The sequence below is a fragment of the Solwaraspora sp. WMMD406 genome, assembly GCF_029626025.1.
Taxonomy (GTDB): Bacteria; Actinomycetota; Actinomycetes; order Mycobacteriales; family Micromonosporaceae; genus Micromonospora_E.
In genome coordinates this window covers 5,451,732-5,467,897 of the sequence record NZ_JARUBF010000001.1, presented here as the reverse complement: position 1 = coordinate 5,467,897, position 16,166 = coordinate 5,451,732, and the positions used below count along the sequence as shown (strand labels likewise).

Below are 16,166 nucleotides of genomic sequence, written 5' to 3'. Positions count from 1 at the left end.
AAGGGTGCGCGATCCCGAGACATTCCTGGTTTCAGCGTCGGCACGCGCAGTGGGAACCGGCGGCCATCCGCGAGAGGAGGGGATCAGCCAACAGGCGTCATAGGCCGCGATGCCGTGGCCGTGCCACCCGCTGAAAGGGGTCCGGGTCCCGGTTGGCCGAATGCCCGGGACCCGGACCTGCTGCTCGGCGGTGCCGGCTCGGTAGCGCCGGGTCAGACCTGGCCGAAGACGGCCAGCGCCGGCAGCGCCCGACCGGAGTAGTCGAACACCGCCTGGTTCTCCCAGCCGTTGCCCGACGACGGGTTGTCCGGATCCCAGCCGGAGCCGGAGACCGCCGTCCAGGTCGGCTCCCAGTAGAAGACCCCGAGGCCGCGTCCGTCCGGCACCGCCTTGACCGCGTCGAAGACCGCCCGCAGCGCGTCGGCCTGGCCCTGCGGCGTCGCCGGGTAGCCGCCGGCCGAGGCGAGCGAGGAGTTGAAGATGTTCGGCTCGTGGTCGTGCTGCGCGGTGGTGAACCCGTACGCGGTCTCCACCACCACGACCGGCCGCTGGTAGCGCGCCGCCAGGTCGTTGAGGTTGCTGCGCAGACTGCTGATCGAGCCGTGCCAGTACAGGTAGTGCGATACCCCGATCACGTCGAACGGCACTCCGCGCGAGGTGGCCTGGTCGAACCACCAGCGGTGCTGACTGTTGTTGCCGCCTTCGGCCAGGTGCAGCATCACCCGGGTGTTCGCGTCGACGGCCCTGACCGCCTGCGCCCCGGCGGTCAGGAACGTCGCCAGGTTGGCCCAGTTGTTGCTGCGCCCCTCCGGCCACAGCATCCCGTCGTTGATCTCGTTGCCGACCTGCACCATGTCAGCCGTGGTGCCCTGCGCCTTCAGCGCGCTCAACACGTCGTACGTGTGGTGGTAGACCGCGTCGCGCAGCTGGTCGACGCCATAGCTCGCCCAGGCCCGGGGTTTGTACTGCTTGCCCGGGTCGGCCCAGGTGTCGGAGTAGTGGAAGTCGACCAGCAGCCGCATCCCCTGCGCCTTGGCCCGGCTGGCCATCTCCAGCACCCGGGCCTTGTTGTTGTAGCCGTCGGTCGGGTTCACCCACACCTTCAGCCGGGCGTAGTTGACGCCGGCCGACCGCAGCAGCTGCACCGCGTCGCGCTGGTTGCCGGCGGCGTCCCGGTAGACCGCGCCTCGGTCCTCGTTCTTCTTCAACGTCGAGAAGTCGGCGCCGACCAGGAATCCGCCGGGTACGCCCGGATTGCCGGTCGGCCCACCGGCGAACTCCACATCGTCTACGTTGATCCAGTTCCCGGCACGGGCGTTGGAGACGAAACCGACCGTGCACTGTCCGTTGCTGACCTGGGCGGTGACCGAGATCTGCGTCCAGTTGCCGGTGGTCGGGATCGCCACCCGGGCCTCGGCGCCGCCGCAGTTGCGCAACGCCATGAACGCCTCGTACTGCCCGCCGCCGGAGCGGACCCAGGCCCGCGCGGTGTAGCTGCTGTTGGTCAGACCGGACAGGTACTGGTAGGTCTCCACCTGATATGCACTGGATGCCCAGTGCGACAGCCGGTAGCCGCCGGAACGGCCGCCGGTCTCGGTGTAGCTGGCGCTGGTGTGCCCGGACCACGAATACTCGCCCCAACCGGACGGGGTCTGGGTGCCGCCGGCCGCCTCGAATCCGCCGTTGGTCAACGTCGCGGCGGCGTGCGCGGCTCCGTGCGTACCGCCGGCCAGGCCGACGCCGAACGCGGCCGCGCCGGTCGCGGCCACCGTGACCAGCGCGAGCGCCGCGCGTCCAAAAAATCCACGGGTACGGATGGTCATCGCTTCTCTCCCTTGTCGTGTGTCACGGTGTCGGTGGAGACCCGCAGTCCGGGGCAGCGCCTTTCCGGAGTAGTCGAACAACGCCTGGTTCTCCCAGCCGTCGCCGGAGGTCGGGTCGCCCGGGTCCCAGCCGGCACCGTCGACGGCGGTCCAGGTCGGCTCCCGGTAGATGACGCCCAACCCCTGCCCGCCCGGTACGGCGGCGACGACGTTGACGATGGCGCGCAACGCCTCGGCTTGGCCCTGCGGCGTCGCCGGGTAGCCGCCCTGCGCGGCCAACGCGGCGGTGAGGATGTTGCCGGAACCGCGAGGTACGCCGAGCGTTGACCTCTGCTGGAGCGCACCGCCGCCCGCAGTGTGTAGGTGCCCCGGGTCAGCCCGGCCAGCTGTTGGCGGGTCTGCACCCGGTACGCCGTCGCCGACCAGTGGCTGAGCCGCTGGTCGCCGGTGCGTCCGCCCGCCTCCACGTGGGCGGCGTCGTGGTCGCTGGTCTCGGTCCAGCCGAGCGGATCGGCCAGGTCGGTGGTGTCTTCGAAACCGGAGTTGACGAGTTCTTCCGACGGGCGGCCGGCGGTGGACGGGCCCGGGTGACGACGATCAACGCGGTGGCGAGGATGACTATCGCGGTCGTGAGGACGACCATGGCGGACAGGGGGCTACGGATGCGCATGGCTGCGCCCCTTCTCGGTGGAGACGGACCCAGGGCGCCAGCGGCATCCGGCCTGTGCCGTGGCGGGGTGCGGGTGATGCCGTGCCGGTACGGGCGGAGCTGGGAGCGCGTACAGCGGCAGAGTCGCGGCTCTGGCCTGGTAATGCGCAGGAAGCGTGCCCGTCACGGAGAAGCAACACTGTGAGCGCTCACGGAACCATCATCGTCCATCTATGTCAAGGGGTGTCTGTGCCGTGGCCGGTCGGCCCGCCCGACCTGACCGGCCCGCCCGACCTGACCGGCCCGCCCGACCTGACCGGCCCGCCCGACCTGACCGGCCCGCCCGACCCGCCGGTCATGTCGGTCATGTCGGTCTGTCGAGGCGTACCACCCGTACCTCGCCGGCCGGCATCGCTACCGCGCCGGCACAGCTCACGCCGGTGATCAGCTCGACTCCGGTGGCCGGCAGCACCGTGTCGTCGCCGGTGTGGTTGATCGCGATCAGGTAGTCAGCCGTCGCGCCCGCCCGGCGGACCAGTTCGACGCCGTCGGGCACGCCGGCGGGAGGTGCGAGGTCCGCCTCGGCGTACACCTGGGTCAGGATCGGAGCGAGCGCGGCGGCGTCGAGGCGGGTCGAGATGTACCAGGCGGTGCCGGCGCCGACCGTGTGCCGGGTGATCGCCGGCCGCCCGGCCGCCGGTCCGTCGACGTAGCCCAGCACCGACTCCGCACCGGCCAGATCGATCGCCTCCGCCCAGACGTCCCCGACGAGACCGCCGTCGAGACGGGTCGTCTCACCGGCCCGCAACGGCAGGAACTCGTCCACGGTCAGCCCGAGCAGTTCGCGCAGCGCGCCGGGGTGGGCGCCGGGGTGCACGGTGTCGGCGGCGTCGACGATCCCGGAGAAGTACGACACCAGCAGGGTGCCGCCGCGGTCGACGTAGCGGTGCAGGTTGTCCGCCGCCGCCGACGTCGTCAGGTAGAGGCTGGGCACCACGACCAGCGGATAGCGGTCCAGCGGCTGCTCGGGATGGGCGAAGTCGACGGTCAGCCGGTCGCGCCACAGCCGCTCGTAGTAGGCCTCGACCCGGTCGCGGTAGTCCAGGTCGACCGAGGGCCGCCAGGCCAGTTCGAGCGCCCACCAGGACTGCCAGTCCCACAGGATCGCCGCGTCGGTGACCACGGTCGTGCCGCGCAGTTCGTCGAGCCGGGGCAGGGCGTCGGCGCCGAGACGCACCACCTCCCGCCAGATCCGGGTGGCGGTGCCGCCGTGCGGCAGCATCGCCGAGTGGAACTTCTCCGCCCCGAACCGAGCGGCCCGCCACTGGAAGAACAACACAGACTCGGCACCACGCGCCACATGAGACAGACTGTTGCGGGCCAGCTCGCCCGGACGTTTGGCGACGTTGCGCGGTTGCCAGTTGACCGCACTGGTGGAGTGCTCCATCAGCAGCCAGGGCCGGCCGGTCGCCACCGACCGGGTCAGGTCGGCGCACATCGCCAGCTCGATGAAGTTGTCGGCCCGCTCGGCCTGCAAGTAGTGGTCGTTGGCGACGACGTCGACCTCCCGCGCCCACCGCCAATAGTCCAAGGTCTTGCAGTTGGCCAGCATGAAGTTGGTGGTCACCGGCACGTCGGGGGTGTGCCGGCGCAGGATGTCGCGTTCGCGGCGGAAGTTGGCCAGGTGCGCGTCCGAGGAGAACCGGAGGAAATCGAGCTCCTGCGCCGGGTTGACCGTCGTCGGTCCCGTCGTCGGTGACTCGATCTCGGCCCAGTCGCCGTAGCGCTGGCCCCAGAAGCTCGTGCCCCACGCGGTGTTCAGGGCAGCGAGGTCGTCGGCGTAGCGTTCGCGCAGCCAGTCACGGAACGCCCGGGTCGAGGCGGGGCAGTAGCAGAGCGCGTTGACTCCGCCGTACTCGTTGTGCACGTGCCACAGCACCAGGGCGGGGTGGTCGGCGTACCGGGTGGCGATCGCCTCGGTGATCCGGGTCGCGGCCCGCGCGTACGCCGGTGAGCTGGGGCAGAACGACTGCCGGCCGCCGCCACCGAGGATCGTGCCGGTGTGGTCGACGAGTCGGGCCTCCGGGTGCGCCCGACGGAACCACGCCGGCGGTACGGCGGTCGGGGTGGCCAGGTCGACACGGATCCCCCCGTCGTGCAGCAGGTCCAGCACCTCGTCCAGCCAGCCGAAGTCGAACTCGCCGGGGGCCGGCTCCAACAGCGCCCAGGAGAAGATCCCGACGCTGACCAGGTTGACGCCGGCCGCACGCATCAACGCCAGGTCTTCGGCCCAGACCTCGGGTGGCCACTGCTCGGGGTTGTAGTCCCCGCCGTACGCCAGCCGGTTCAGCCGGGGAATCGGTGCTATCTGCCCCATATGACGCTCCGAACTGTGTGCGCTTCCAACGATGTATCCGAATGATCGCACATGCTCTAGCAGCCTAGTTGGTATCGATGTGTGTCTTGACACAACGAGATTGCGGACCAAGACTGTGAGCGCTCCCAGAGATTTCCGCGCGATGACCAACCGATGACACCGGCGAAAGTTGAGAGGTTGAGATGCGACGCTCCCTCGGCGCCACGATAGTGACCACCGCCCTCGCCGCCAGCCTGGTCGCGGCCTGCGGCACCGACTCGGGTGACGACGGTCCGGTCGAGTTGACCTTCTGGTCCTGGGCTCCGAACATCGAGAAGGTCGTCGACGCCTGGAACGCCGACAACCCGGACATCCAGGTCACGGTGAGCAAGCAGGCCGGTGGCGGCGACATCGTCACCAAGCTGCTCACCGCCAACCAGGCCGGCAACCCGCCGGACCTCGCCCAGGTCGAGTACCAGTCGCTGCCCACCCTGGTCAGCAACGACGTCCTCGCGGACATCGCCGAACTGGCCGGTGACGCCGAGAGCGCGTTCGCCGAGGGCGTCTGGCAGCAGGTCACCCTCGGCACCGACGCCGTCTACGCCATCCCGCAGGACGCCGGGCCGATGATGCTCTACTACCGCGCCGACCTGTTCGACCAGTACGGCCTGACCGTACCGACCACCTGGGACGAGTTCGCCCAGACCGCCCGCGACCTGCGGGCGCAGACCACCGACCACTACCTGACCACGTTCTCCGCCAACGACCCCGGCTGGTTCGCCGGGCTGGCCCAACAAGCCGGTGCCGCCTGGTGGGCGATCGACGGCGAGGCGTGGCGGGTAACCGTCGACGACCCGGCCACCCGCCAGGTGGCCGAGTTCTGGGGTGGCCTGGTCACCGAAGGCGTGGTCGACGACCAGCCGATGTACACCCCGGAGTGGAACCAGGCGCTCAACGACGGCACCCTGCTGGCCTGGCCGAGCGCCATCTGGGGGCCGGGTGTGCTGGCCGGCAACGCCGCCGACACCGAAGGCCTGTGGGAGATGGCACCGTTGCCACAGTGGACCGCCGGTGCCACCGTCACCGGCAACTGGGGTGGTTCGTCCACCGGCGTCACCGAGGCCTCCCCGCACCGGGACGCCGCCGTCGAGTTCGCCACCTGGATGAACACCGACCCGGCCGCCACCGAGCTGCTGGTACGCGAGGCCGCCGTCTACCCGGCCGCCCGCGACGCCCAGACCGGCCCGGCGCTGGCCGACCCGCCGCCGTTCTTCGCCAACCAGCCCGACTTCTACCCCCTCGCCCGGGAGATCGCCGACACCGCCGCCGGGTTCACCTGGGGACCGAACGTCAACGTCACCTACCAGACGTACATGGACTCGTTCGCGGCGGCGATCACCGACGGTGCGCCGTTCGTCGACGCGGTCGCCGCGATGCAGACCGCCACCGTCGACGACATGCGCGACAACGGCTTCTCGATCGCCGAATGAGCCCGGTGACACCGGTGGCCGACGTCGCCGACCGCGCCCGAATCGGTCGCCGCCGGGGACGCCGGGGGCGACGGACGGCGGTGCCGTACGTCTTTCTCACCCCGGCGGTGGCGCTGTTCGTGCTGACCTTCCTGCTACCCATCGGGTACGCCGTACACCTGAGCCTGCGCAAGGTGCAGGTCTCCGGCCTCGGGCTGGGCCGGGGCGCGCGTACCGAGGTCTTCGCCGGCCTGGACAACTACCGGGCCGCGCTGGCGGACCCGACGCTGCTGACCGGTGCGGTGCGGGTCCTCGGCTACGGCGCGCTGCTGGTGCCGGTGATGCTCGGCTCGGCGCTGCTGTTCGCCCTGCTGCTCGACCGCCCCCGGGTCGGCCTGCACCGGTTCAGCCGGATCGCGATCTTCCTGCCGTACGCCGTCCCGGCGGTGATCGCCAGTCTGCTCTGGGGTTTCCTCTACCTGCCCGCCACCAGCCCGCTCAACGACGCGCTCGGCTGGATCGGTGGCCCCCAGCCCGACCTGCTCGGCACCGGCACCGTCTTCTACGCGGTGGTCAACATCGCGCTCTGGGGCGGCGTCGGCTTCAACATGATCGTGCTGTTCACCGCGCTGCGGGCGATCCCGCCGGAGCTGTACGAGTCGGCCCGCGTCGACGGCTGCTCGGAGCTGCAGATCGCCTGGCGGATCAAGATCCCGCTGCTCACTCCGGCGCTGGTGATGACCACCGTCTTCACCATGATCGCCACCCTGCAGGTGTTCAGCGAGCCGATGACGCTGCGTCCGCTGACCAACTCGATCTCGTCGACCTGGACCCCGCTGATGAAGATCTACCGGGACGCGTTCGCCACCGACGACCGGTACGCCGCCGCCGCGACCTCGGTGATCGTCGCCCTGGCGACGCTGGTGCTGTCGTTCGGCTTCCTGCGCCTGGTGCAGCGGCGGGCCTTCGGTCAGGAGCGGTGATGGCGACCGCCATCACCCGCCGACGACCGCACCGGCTCCGACCGCAGCTGGTGCCGACGATCGTGCTGCTGGTCGGCGCCGCCTACTGCCTGCTGCCGGTGGCCTGGGTGCTGGTCGCCGCCACCAAGAGCGGATCCAGCCTGTTCAGCACGTTCACCTTCGCCCCCGGCGACGCGCTGGTCGCCAACATCGCCGAACTGTCGGCGTACCGGGGTGGGCAGTTCTGGCGCTGGGTCGCCAACACCGCCTTGTACGCCGGGGTCGGTGCCGTGCTGTCCGCCGCGCTGTCCGGGCTCAGCGGCTACACGCTGGCCAAATACGACTTTCTCGGCCGTTCGGCGATCTTCAACATGCTGCTCGCCGGGGTGCTGGTCCCCGGGGTGATCCTCGCCGTGCCGCAGTATCTGCTGCTGGCCAAGGTGGGGCTGGCCGACACCTACTGGTCGGTGCTGCTGCCCAGCATCATCAGCCCGTACGGCATCTACCTGGCTCGGATCTACGCGGCGGCGGCGGTGCCCGACTCGGTGATCGAGGCGGCCCGTACCGACGGGGCCGGTGAGTTCCGGATCTTCTGTCAGGTGGCCGTGCCGATGATGATCCCCGGCCTGATCACGGTGTTCCTGTTCCAGTTCGTAGCGATCTGGAACAACTTCCTGCTGCCGTTCGTCATGCTCGCCGACGACGACAAGTTCCCCGTCACCCTCGGCCTGTACACCCTGCTGAACCAGGGTTCGACCACCCCGGCCCTGTACAGTCTGGTGATCACCGGGTCGCTGTTGTCGATCATCCCGTTGGTGGCGCTCTTCCTCTCCCTGCAGCGGTACTGGCGGATCGACCTGCTGACCGGATCCATCAAAGCGTGACACCGATCCGGGCGTGGGATCGATCAAGCTGTAAGGACGACAATGTGAGCGTGGCCGGAACCGAGGGTAACCGGGCCCGCCCCGCGCGGCCCCGCCCCACCATGGACGACGTCGCCGCGGTCGCTGGCGTGTCCCGGGGCACCGTGTCGCGCTGGCTCAACGGGGGGCACAACGTCAGCGGCCCGGCCGCCGAAGCCGTCGAACGGGCCATTCGCAAGACCGGGTACGTCGTCAACCAGCACGCCCGCAGCCTGGTCACCCAGCGGTCCGATTCGGTGGCGTTCATCCTGTCCGAGCCGCAGGACCGGCTCTTCGAGGATCCCAACTTCAACGCCCTGCTACGCGGCTGCACCCAGGCCCTCGCCGAACGCGACATCACTCTGCTGCTGACCATCGCCGGCACCTCCGAGGACCGCAAACGGGTGGGCCGATACGTCACCGCCGGCCACGTCGACGGCGCGCTGCTGGTCTCCACCCACGCCGGCAGCCCGCTGATCGACGAGCTGAAAGGGCGCGGGCTGCCGTTCGTCGTCTGCGGCAAGCCACTCGGCCACGAACGCGACGTCAGCTACGTCGCTGCCGACGACCGCGACGGCGCCCGGCAGATGGTCACCTATCTGAAGTCCCGGGGACACCGCACGATCGCCACCATCACCGGCCCGCTGGACACCCCCGGCGGCGTCGAACGCCTCGCCGGGTACCACGACGTACTCGGGCGGACCGACGCGCGGCTGGTCGTCGTCGGCGACTACACCCGGGCCGGGGGAGAGGCGGCGATGGAACAGCTGTTGCGCCAGGCACCCGACCTCGACGCCGTCTTCGTCAGCTCCGACCTGATGGCCGCCGGGGCGATCGCCGCGCTGCACCGCGCCGGCCGACGGGTCCCCGACGATGTCGCCGTCGGCGGCTTCGACGACTCCGAGGTGGCCACCGCGTCGCTGCCGCCGTTGACCACGATCCGCCAGCCGCTGGGCCGGATCAGCGCCGAGATGGTCCGGCTGCTGCTCGGCCGCCTGGCCGGCGACTCGCACGCCGCCGTGATCCTCCCCACCGAACTGGTGGTACGCGGATCCGCCTGAGTGCCGTCGCCGCACGTACCCGCCCGGTAATCGGGCCTGCCGTACGGTGCGGAATCTGGCAGGCTGGTAGTCGTGCTGACGGTGCCGGTGCGGCAGCTCGGTGAAACCGAGCGCGGTGCGGTGGAGCGAATCCTCGACCTCGATCCCTTTGCCGCGCCCCAGGTCGCTGAGCGGGTGGCCGCGAGTGGTCTGGCCTGGTGGCGATCGGAGGGCCGAATCTTCGGCTACGGACCCCGCCGCCAGTTGGAATCGCTGTGCTGGTCGGGCGGGCATCTGACCCCGGTGCACGCCTCGCCGGCCGCTGTCGGCGCGTTCGCCGAACGGCTCGCCATCGAGGAACGTACCTGCTCGTCGATCGTGGGACGGGCGGAGGCCGTACTCGGCCTGTGGGAGCGGCTCGGCGAGCAGTGGGGGCCCGCTCGCGAGATCCGCGCCGATCAGCCGCTGCTGGTCGCCGACCGACCGGCGGCGGTGCCCGCCGACCCCGGCGTACGGCTGGTCCGCCCCGACGAGGTCGACCTGCTGTTCCCGGCGGCGGTGGCGATGTACACCGAGGAGGTCGGCGTCTCCCCGGTCGTCGACGACGCCGGACGCGGATATCGGCGGCGGATCGCCGAGCTGGTCCGGGCCCGCCGCGCGTACGCCCGGATCGTCGACGGCACGGTGGTCTTCAAGGCCGAACTCGCGGTCGTCACCCGCCACACCGCGCAGATCCAGGGCGTCTGGGTGGATCCGTTGTGGCGGGGCCGGGGCCTGGCCACCCCGGCGATGGCCACCGTGGTCCGCGACGCGCTGCGCCGGGTCGCGCCGACCGTCAGCCTGTACGTCAACGACTACAACGCCGCCGCGCGTCGGGTCTACGACCGGTGCGGGTTTCGGGCCGCGGGATCGTTCGCCACCATCCTGTTCTGACGATGTCCCGGCTTTCGCTGCTGACAGTCTCACGCCAGTAGCACCGTCAGTAGGACCACCAGCGCGGTGACCGCACTGGTCAGCGCGGCGCCGGTCCAGCGTAGCCACGGCCGGCCGGAGCCGATCAACGGTAGTTCGGGCCAGCGTGACGCCGCAGCGGTCGCCGCCCCGGCGGCGAGTCCGGCCGCGACCGCCCACCAGCCGGCCCACACGTCCAGCCACGTCCCGAGTCGGTGAACGATCAACAGGTAGCTGACGGTGGTCAGCGCCGAGGTGACCAGCCTGAGTCGATCCGGAGCCGGCCACCACCGTCGGGCGCCACCGGCGACGGCCAACGCCAGGGTGGCCGCACCGGACAGCAGGAGCAGAATGGTCACCCCGATCATCAGCGGCCCGGCACCAGGGGAGTCGTCGGCGACGGTCACTCCGAGCAGTGCCAGCCCGATCGGCTCCACACCCCGGTCGGTGTTTCCCAGCACCACCACCGCGTCCCCGGTCGCCGGGTCGTACCCGACGTACGAGCTGAATCCGCCGGTGCCACCGTTGTGCCAGGTGATCTCGCGGCCGTCGTACGTGTTGGTGAACCAGCCGTAACCGATCTGGCTGTCCGGGCCGGCATCGAAGCGCGGGCGGGCGGCGTCGGCACCGGGCGCGCTGCCGTCGAGGACTGCTGAGACCAGGACCGCCAGGTCCGGCGCGGTGGACCAGAGCCCGATACCGGCGCCGGCCAGCCCGGACCCCTGCCACGGATCGGTGGTCCGGCCGCTGGCGGTCGAACCGGCGGCGGCGTCGGCCGCCACGTCGGCGCCGTCGAGGGCGTAGCCGGTGTCGGCCATGCCGAGCGGACCGAGGATTTCCCGCTCGACCAGCTCCGGGAAACCGACGCCGGCCCGGTGCGCGAGCGCGATGCCGAGTACGGCCATGCCGTAGTTGGAGTAGTGCACCTCGCCGTACCCGTCGCCGACCCGGCTGCGGTTCAGCGCCGTCCGCAGGTGCTCGGAGTCCTGCCCGGCGTACGGGTCGGTGCCGCGTAGCACGGCCAGAGCGGCGGTGGCTGCTTCGGTCGCGCTCGCCGGCGCCAGCCGGGGCAGCCCGCTGCGGTGGCTGGCCAGTTCGGCCAGGGTGAGTTCGCCGACCGCCGGGTCCCCGTACTCCTGATCGGACAGCACCTGGGCCAGCGTCGTGTCGGCGTCGACGTGTCCGTCGGCGATCTGGTCGACGAGCAGCATCCCGGTCAGCGTCTTGCCGATCGAACCGATCTCGAACGGGGTGTCCGGCCGTACCGGCTCGCCTCCGCCGCCGGCCAGGCCCGCAACGGGGCTGCCGGTCGGCCCGGTGGTCCGCTCGCCGACTCCGGCGGTGCGGAGCTGCCCGTTGACGATCCGGGCGACCGCCAGGCCCCGGTATCCGCCGGGGTCGTCGATCGCGGCGCGTACCTCGGCGGCGAGCGCGGCGTCTCCGGTGGTGACGTCGCCGAGGCGGGCCGGCCAGGGTGCGGCAACTGTGGCCAGCAGACCAGCCGCGACAGCGGCCGCCGCGATGATCAGGACACGGGTGCGGGTGACAGTCATCGGTGTGCTCCAGACAAGACGATCAGCAGGGGGATCACCCGTTCCGGCGGTACGGCGTACCGGCCGCGCGCCGCAGTGCGCAACCAGCCGGCACTGACTAGTTGCCGCAGATGGTGGTAGAGCTGCCCGGTGGTGCCCACGCCGTCCATCTCGGCTAGCTCGGCTGTGGTCCGTACGCCGTGCAGGACGGTGCGCAGCAACAGGAGCCGGACCGGGTGAGCGAGCGCGGTCAGGGTGCCGGCGTATCCGCTCCAGTCGGCGTCGAGCAGGTCGGCCACGGAGTGTCCGTACTGCCATTCGTAGTGCTCGCCGGTCGGCACGGTGACCGTGCCGGCGTAGAGCACGGCGCCGGCTGTCTGTCCGACCTGGGCCTTGAGCCCGTCGAGGGCCCAGAACGGGTTCTTGCCCGGGTCCGGCACGGTCGGGTCGCTCGGGTCGCTCGGGTCGCTCGGGTCGCTCGGGTCGCTCGGGTCGCTCGGGTCGCTTGTCGCGGTGTGGCCGCCGGCGGAGGCCTCGGGGTCGAGCCGCCGGGCCAGGGCGCGCACCGCCTGTTCCAGCGCGGCCACCCGTGCAGTCAGCTCCTCACTCACCCGATCAACTATTACGTAGATACGTAATATCTGCAATCCGAGTATCGGGGATCCCGGACGACGCTCGTCGCGCTGCCCACGCACCATGCCACGATCAGGAGCAGCAGCAGCCGCTCCAGCGTGCCCACCAGCAGGCCGCCGCCGACCAGCAGCATGCCCAGGCCGACGGCACCGGACAGCGGCAGCGTGGCAAGAGCGCCGAGCAGGCCCAGGCGACACAGCGGGTAGGTCGACCGCTGCGACCAGAACATCGCGATCATCGCGAAGACACAGCAGGCCACGGCGACGATGCTTGTTCCGCCATGTACGAGGTCGGTCATGGTCACCGGGTCGTGCGGCGGCAGCGGACAGCCCGCCCGACACGGCACCATCGCCGAGATCGTCGTCGCCGCCGCCGCTACGACGAGCAGCCCGGCGGCGGCGGGTACCGGGCGCAGCGCGCCGGCGAGCAACACCAACGCGGCGGCCAGAGTCAACAAACCCGCCTGGTACGCCAGCGCGAGTCCGCCGTCGCCGACACCGGACTCGCTGACGTACCCCCGCAGTCGCGGAGCGGGACCGGCGATCACGGCGGACGTCACGGCGACGGTTCCGGCGATCGCGCCGACCGCCGATCCGGCGGCCAACCCGGCGGTACGCCACACCCGGCCACCGCCCCTGGTCCGCGCCACGCCCACCCGCCTCTCCGCCACCCGAGTGCGAAGGTCTGCCAGATTACCCGGGGTGGTCCGACGCGGCGGCCGAATCGGTCGGCCCGGTCGGGCTGCGAGCCGTTCCCGGCCGGACGCGGCGTCGTCGAGGCCTCGGGTACCCTGGACCGGCGACGGGCTGTTAGCTCAATCGGCAGAGCAGCTGACTTTTAATCAGCGGGTTCTGGGTTCGAGTCCCAGGCGGCCCACCGAACGTACCTCTGCGTGAGATGGTGGTTACTTTTCGAGGGTGCCGCCCCTGTGGAGTCGGGTGAGGGTCCGACACGAGCCCGAACACGGGTATCGAGCGGGTGATCGCCCTGCCCACGCCCGCTGACGCGGCCATCCTGGAGCCGTACGAGCGCGAGCCGCCGCGTACCTGGTCGAACCAGGCAGCGCGTGGCCCTGCTAGTTTCGGCCGGTGAGTCAGGCAGACGGATCGCCCATGATGGGCGGATTCGGCGAGACGGACGGTCCTACCCGGAGCGACGCGGCCGAGGTGGCGGGTAGGACGAAGGCTGGGTCGGGCGCCGTCCCCCGGGTAGTCCGTAACGACTGGTCGTCGGTGTCCCCGCCCGATCTGCGGGGCTGGCGACCCACTCTGCCGGTCAGCGTCGTCATCCCGGCCTACAACTGCCAGCCGACCCTCGACCTGACGTTGGCGTCGTTGAGCCGGCAGACGTACCCGGCCGACCTGCTCGAGGTCGTCGTGGTCGACGACAACTCGGAACCGCCGCTGACGCTGCCGACGATCAGGCCGTCGCGGACGACGATCGTCCGGGTCGGTGACGACGGCGTGGCCGGCTGGGGGCGGGCCGCCGCGCTGCGCCGCGGCGTCGCGCACAGCTCCGGTGAGATCCTGCACTGGCTCGACGCCGACATGATCGTCTTCCCGGAGCACGTGGCGGCTCAGGTCCGTTGGCAGCACGTGCTGCCGTACGCGGTGACCCTCGGCTACAAGCGGTTCGTCGAGCCCGACGGCGACGGGCGGTGGCCGTCGGCGGAGACGGTCGCCGAGACGCTGGACCGGGGCGCGGCGGCGGAGCTGTTCGGTGACCGGGCCAGCGAGCCGCACAGCTACGTCGAGCGCTACATCAACCAGACCGACCAGCTTCGTATCGCCGACCACCACGTGTTCAAGATCCACGTCGGGGCGACCGCCGCGCTGCACCGCGAGCTGTACGAGCGGGCCGGCGGCTTCGACGCCGACCTACGGTTGGGTGAGGACACCGAGTTCGGCTACCGCCTCGCCCAGGCGGGTGCGGTGTTCGTGCCGGAGCCGGCCGCGCGCAGCTGGCATCTCGGGCGCACCCATGTCATGCGGGCCCGCCAGGAGGTCGCCCGCTGGAACCGCCCGTTCTTCGCCGACCGGGTCCCGTACCCACGCACCTGGCGCAAGGTCGGCGGAACGTCCTGGTCGGTCCCGCTCGCCGACGTGGTCATGACGGTGGGCGACGAGCCGCTGGAACGGGTACGGGCGGCTGTCGACTCGGTGTTGCGCGGCAGCGAACACGACATCCGGATCACCTTGGTCGGTCCGTGGGACCGGCTCGACGACGCACGAGTCCGGGTGCTCGCCGACCCATCGCGCGACCTACGGCTGATCGCCGCGACCTACCGGGGCGAACCACGGGTCCGGTTGGCCACCGAACCGCCGACCAGCGTCTTTCCCACGCCGTACCTGCTGGAGCTGCCGGCCACGTACGGCCTGGCACCGGACGCGCTGCGGCACCTGATCGACGTCGTCGACCGCCACCAGGTCGGTGTGGTCCGGGTCGACCCGGACGGCACCGGCACCGGCACCGCTGACCCCGTGGCCGTCGGTGCCACCGCCGCCGGTCCGACGGGCGTACGGCTGTGGCGGACCGCGGCGCTCGGTCGGGCCCGATGGGTGCGCTCCGCCGACGAGCCGCCGTTCGACGCCGTCACCTCGGTTTACGGGCACCGCGACGTCACCGCCGACGAGGTGGGCGTCGTCGACCTGACCCGCTTCGAGGCGGCTGATCTGGCCAGCGGTATGCCCCGGCCGACCGGGCGCGGCCGGGCACCCGCCCTGGTGCCGACGACGGTCGAGGTGGCGGGCGTGCGGTCACTGGCCAAGGCCACGGTGGTGGTCGCGTGGATGGCGGGCCGACGGGTACGGGCGACGCTGCGCCCGCCGCACCGGCCGGTCGGGGGCGGCACCGGCTAGTTATGACCGGCGGGTGTCCGCGTCGGGGGCCGCCAACGGCTCGGGCTGCGGCTGGTGACCGCGCTTGAGCACCATGTCCCGCAGGGTCCGCCGCAGGTTCGGTGGGATCAGCCAGATCTGCGCGAACGTGACATAGTCCAGCGGGCTCGGCCGACCGTGCCGCCGTGCCTCGCGTAGCAGGGTGCTGGCGACCCTGCCGCTGCGAGTCGGCGCCGCCATCGAGCTGAGCACGCTCATCGTGATCGCGGCGTACGCGCGGGGAGTCATCAGCGGGCGGCTGCGGCGTAGCCACTCCAGCTGCGCCTCCCACGGCGATTCCAAGCTGATCCGGGGCCGGTTCTCGTCCTGGTGCCAGATGACCAGCGGCTCGTCGGCGAAGACGAGCGTGACGTCGTCGTGGCTGAGCGCGCGCAGGGTCCAGTCGAGCTCCTGCATCCGGGGCACCGTCGGATCGAACGGCACCCGGCGGAACAGGCTGGTCGGAGCCATGATCGTCGACGTCTGGATGAAGCCGTCGCCATGGAACAGCCCTCGGCGGACGGTGAGGTACTCGCTCGGCGACTCGTCCGGCCCCGGCAGCCGGCGGGGGATGACGAACTCGGCCCGGGGAGTCCGGTTGACCAGCCGGCTCGCGACGATCGGCAGCGACACCGACGCGGTGCCGGCGACGTCGAGCTGAGCGGCCAGCTTGTGGGCCAGCCACTCGTCGTCGTCGTCGAGCAACGCCACCCAGGGTGCCCGTGCCTGCCGTACGCCTGCGTTGCGGGCCTGCGGCGCGCCGCCACGTTCCGGCAGCTCGATCACCCGCAGCCGGGCGTCGGTGATCACGTCGAGGGCGGTCTTGGTCGCCCCGTCGGGTCCGTCGACCACGACGAGTACCTCGATGTTCTCGACGCTCTGCGCGAGTGCGCTGCGGACGGCCCGGATCACGAGGTCCGGGCGGTTGTGCGTGGGGACGACCACGCTGACGGTGGGAGTAGCGGGCATGCGG

Annotated in this window: 12 protein-coding genes and 1 tRNA gene; 7 read left to right on the top strand and 6 right to left on the bottom strand. The window is 71.2% G+C overall.

Going from position 1 to position 16,166, the window contains the following annotated elements:
* Positions 1 to 212: 212 nt before the first annotated feature.
* Positions 213 to 2,102 carry a glycosyl hydrolase 53 family protein gene (locus O7632_RS24150; RefSeq protein WP_278117475.1) on the bottom strand — a complete coding sequence of 630 codons (1,890 nt, stop codon included), beginning with the start codon at positions 2,100 to 2,102 and terminating at the stop codon, positions 213 to 215.
* 734 nt (positions 2,103 to 2,836) lie between these two features.
* The gene (locus O7632_RS24145) at positions 2,837 to 4,849 is read right to left on the bottom strand and encodes a beta-galactosidase (protein WP_278117473.1); all 2,013 of its coding nucleotides are present in this window, start codon (positions 4,847 to 4,849) and stop codon (positions 2,837 to 2,839) included.
* A gap of 182 nt (positions 4,850 to 5,031) precedes the next feature.
* Between O7632_RS24145 and O7632_RS24140 the strand changes: the two genes are divergently transcribed.
* The 5 genes from O7632_RS24140 (at position 5,032) to O7632_RS24120 (ending at position 10,134) form a co-directional block, all read left to right on the top strand.
* Positions 5,032 to 6,318: an extracellular solute-binding protein gene (locus O7632_RS24140; protein ID WP_278117471.1), complete on the top strand. Its 1,287-nt coding sequence runs from the start codon at positions 5,032 to 5,034 to the stop codon at positions 6,316 to 6,318.
* Positions 6,315 to 7,280, top strand: coding sequence for a sugar ABC transporter permease (locus tag O7632_RS24135; protein ID WP_278117470.1), 966 nt, complete (start codon positions 6,315 to 6,317; stop codon positions 7,278 to 7,280). The genes O7632_RS24140 and O7632_RS24135 overlap by 4 nt, the downstream gene beginning before the upstream one ends.
* Positions 7,280 to 8,143 carry a carbohydrate ABC transporter permease gene (locus O7632_RS24130; protein ID WP_278117469.1) on the top strand — a complete coding sequence of 288 codons (864 nt, stop codon included), beginning with the start codon at positions 7,280 to 7,282 and terminating at the stop codon, positions 8,141 to 8,143. The genes O7632_RS24135 and O7632_RS24130 overlap by 1 nt, the downstream gene beginning before the upstream one ends.
* A gap of 50 nt (positions 8,144 to 8,193) precedes the next feature.
* Positions 8,194 to 9,222, top strand: a complete 1,029-nt coding sequence (locus O7632_RS24125) for a LacI family DNA-binding transcriptional regulator (RefSeq protein WP_278117467.1) — start codon at positions 8,194 to 8,196, stop codon at positions 9,220 to 9,222.
* A 72-nt stretch (positions 9,223 to 9,294) separates the two neighbouring features.
* Positions 9,295 to 10,134, top strand: coding sequence for a DUF4081 domain-containing GNAT family N-acetyltransferase (locus O7632_RS24120; protein WP_278117465.1), 840 nt, complete (start codon positions 9,295 to 9,297; stop codon positions 10,132 to 10,134).
* A gap of 29 nt (positions 10,135 to 10,163) precedes the next feature.
* On the opposite strand, the gene O7632_RS24115 is transcribed toward O7632_RS24120, so the two are convergent.
* Genes O7632_RS24115 through O7632_RS24105 form a run of 3 tightly spaced genes read right to left on the bottom strand, consistent with a single transcriptional unit; the run spans position 10,164 to position 12,966 of the window.
* Positions 10,164 to 11,705 (bottom strand): serine hydrolase domain-containing protein, encoded by a 1,542-nt coding sequence (locus tag O7632_RS24115; RefSeq protein ID WP_278117463.1) that lies wholly within the window; start codon positions 11,703 to 11,705, stop codon positions 10,164 to 10,166.
* Entirely contained in the window at positions 11,702 to 12,295 is a 594-nt protein-coding gene (locus tag O7632_RS24110) for a helix-turn-helix domain-containing protein (RefSeq protein ID WP_278117461.1), read from the bottom strand. The genes O7632_RS24115 and O7632_RS24110 overlap by 4 nt, the downstream gene beginning before the upstream one ends.
* Positions 12,296 to 12,306: 11 nt before the next feature.
* Positions 12,307 to 12,966, bottom strand: coding sequence for a DUF998 domain-containing protein (locus O7632_RS24105; protein WP_278117459.1), 660 nt, complete (start codon positions 12,964 to 12,966; stop codon positions 12,307 to 12,309).
* Between the two features lie 154 nt (positions 12,967 to 13,120).
* On the opposite strand from O7632_RS24105, the gene O7632_RS24100 reads away from it, so the two are divergent.
* Together O7632_RS24100 and O7632_RS24095 are read left to right on the top strand one after the other, a co-directional pair.
* A tRNA-Lys gene (locus O7632_RS24100) sits at positions 13,121 to 13,193 on the top strand.
* A gap of 356 nt (positions 13,194 to 13,549) precedes the next feature.
* Positions 13,550 to 15,175, top strand: a complete 1,626-nt coding sequence (locus O7632_RS24095) for a glycosyltransferase family 2 protein (protein WP_278117457.1) — start codon at positions 13,550 to 13,552, stop codon at positions 15,173 to 15,175.
* Here the strand turns inward: O7632_RS24095 and O7632_RS24090 are convergent, their stop codons facing one another.
* The gene (locus tag O7632_RS24090) at positions 15,176 to 16,162 is read right to left on the bottom strand and encodes a glycosyltransferase family 2 protein (RefSeq protein ID WP_278117456.1); all 987 of its coding nucleotides are present in this window, start codon (positions 16,160 to 16,162) and stop codon (positions 15,176 to 15,178) included.
* Positions 16,163 to 16,166 lie beyond the last annotated feature (4 nt).

Bases quoted from the DNA above. Each gene is read 5' to 3' on its own strand.
- O7632_RS24140 (WP_278117471.1), top strand. From the start codon at position 5,032: ATGCGACGCTCCCTCGGCGCCACGATAGTGACCACCGCCCTCGCCGCC.
- O7632_RS24115 (WP_278117463.1), bottom strand. From the start codon at position 11,705: ATGACTGTCACCCGCACCCGTGTCCTGATCATCGCGGCGGCCGCTGTC.
- O7632_RS24135 (WP_278117470.1), top strand. From the start codon at position 6,315: ATGAGCCCGGTGACACCGGTGGCCGACGTCGCCGACCGCGCCCGAATC.
- O7632_RS24090 (WP_278117456.1), bottom strand. From the start codon at position 16,162: ATGCCCGCTACTCCCACCGTCAGCGTGGTCGTCCCCACGCACAACCGC.
- O7632_RS24130 (WP_278117469.1), top strand. From the start codon at position 7,280: ATGGCGACCGCCATCACCCGCCGACGACCGCACCGGCTCCGACCGCAG.
- O7632_RS24145 (WP_278117473.1), bottom strand. From the start codon at position 4,849: ATGGGGCAGATAGCACCGATTCCCCGGCTGAACCGGCTGGCGTACGGC.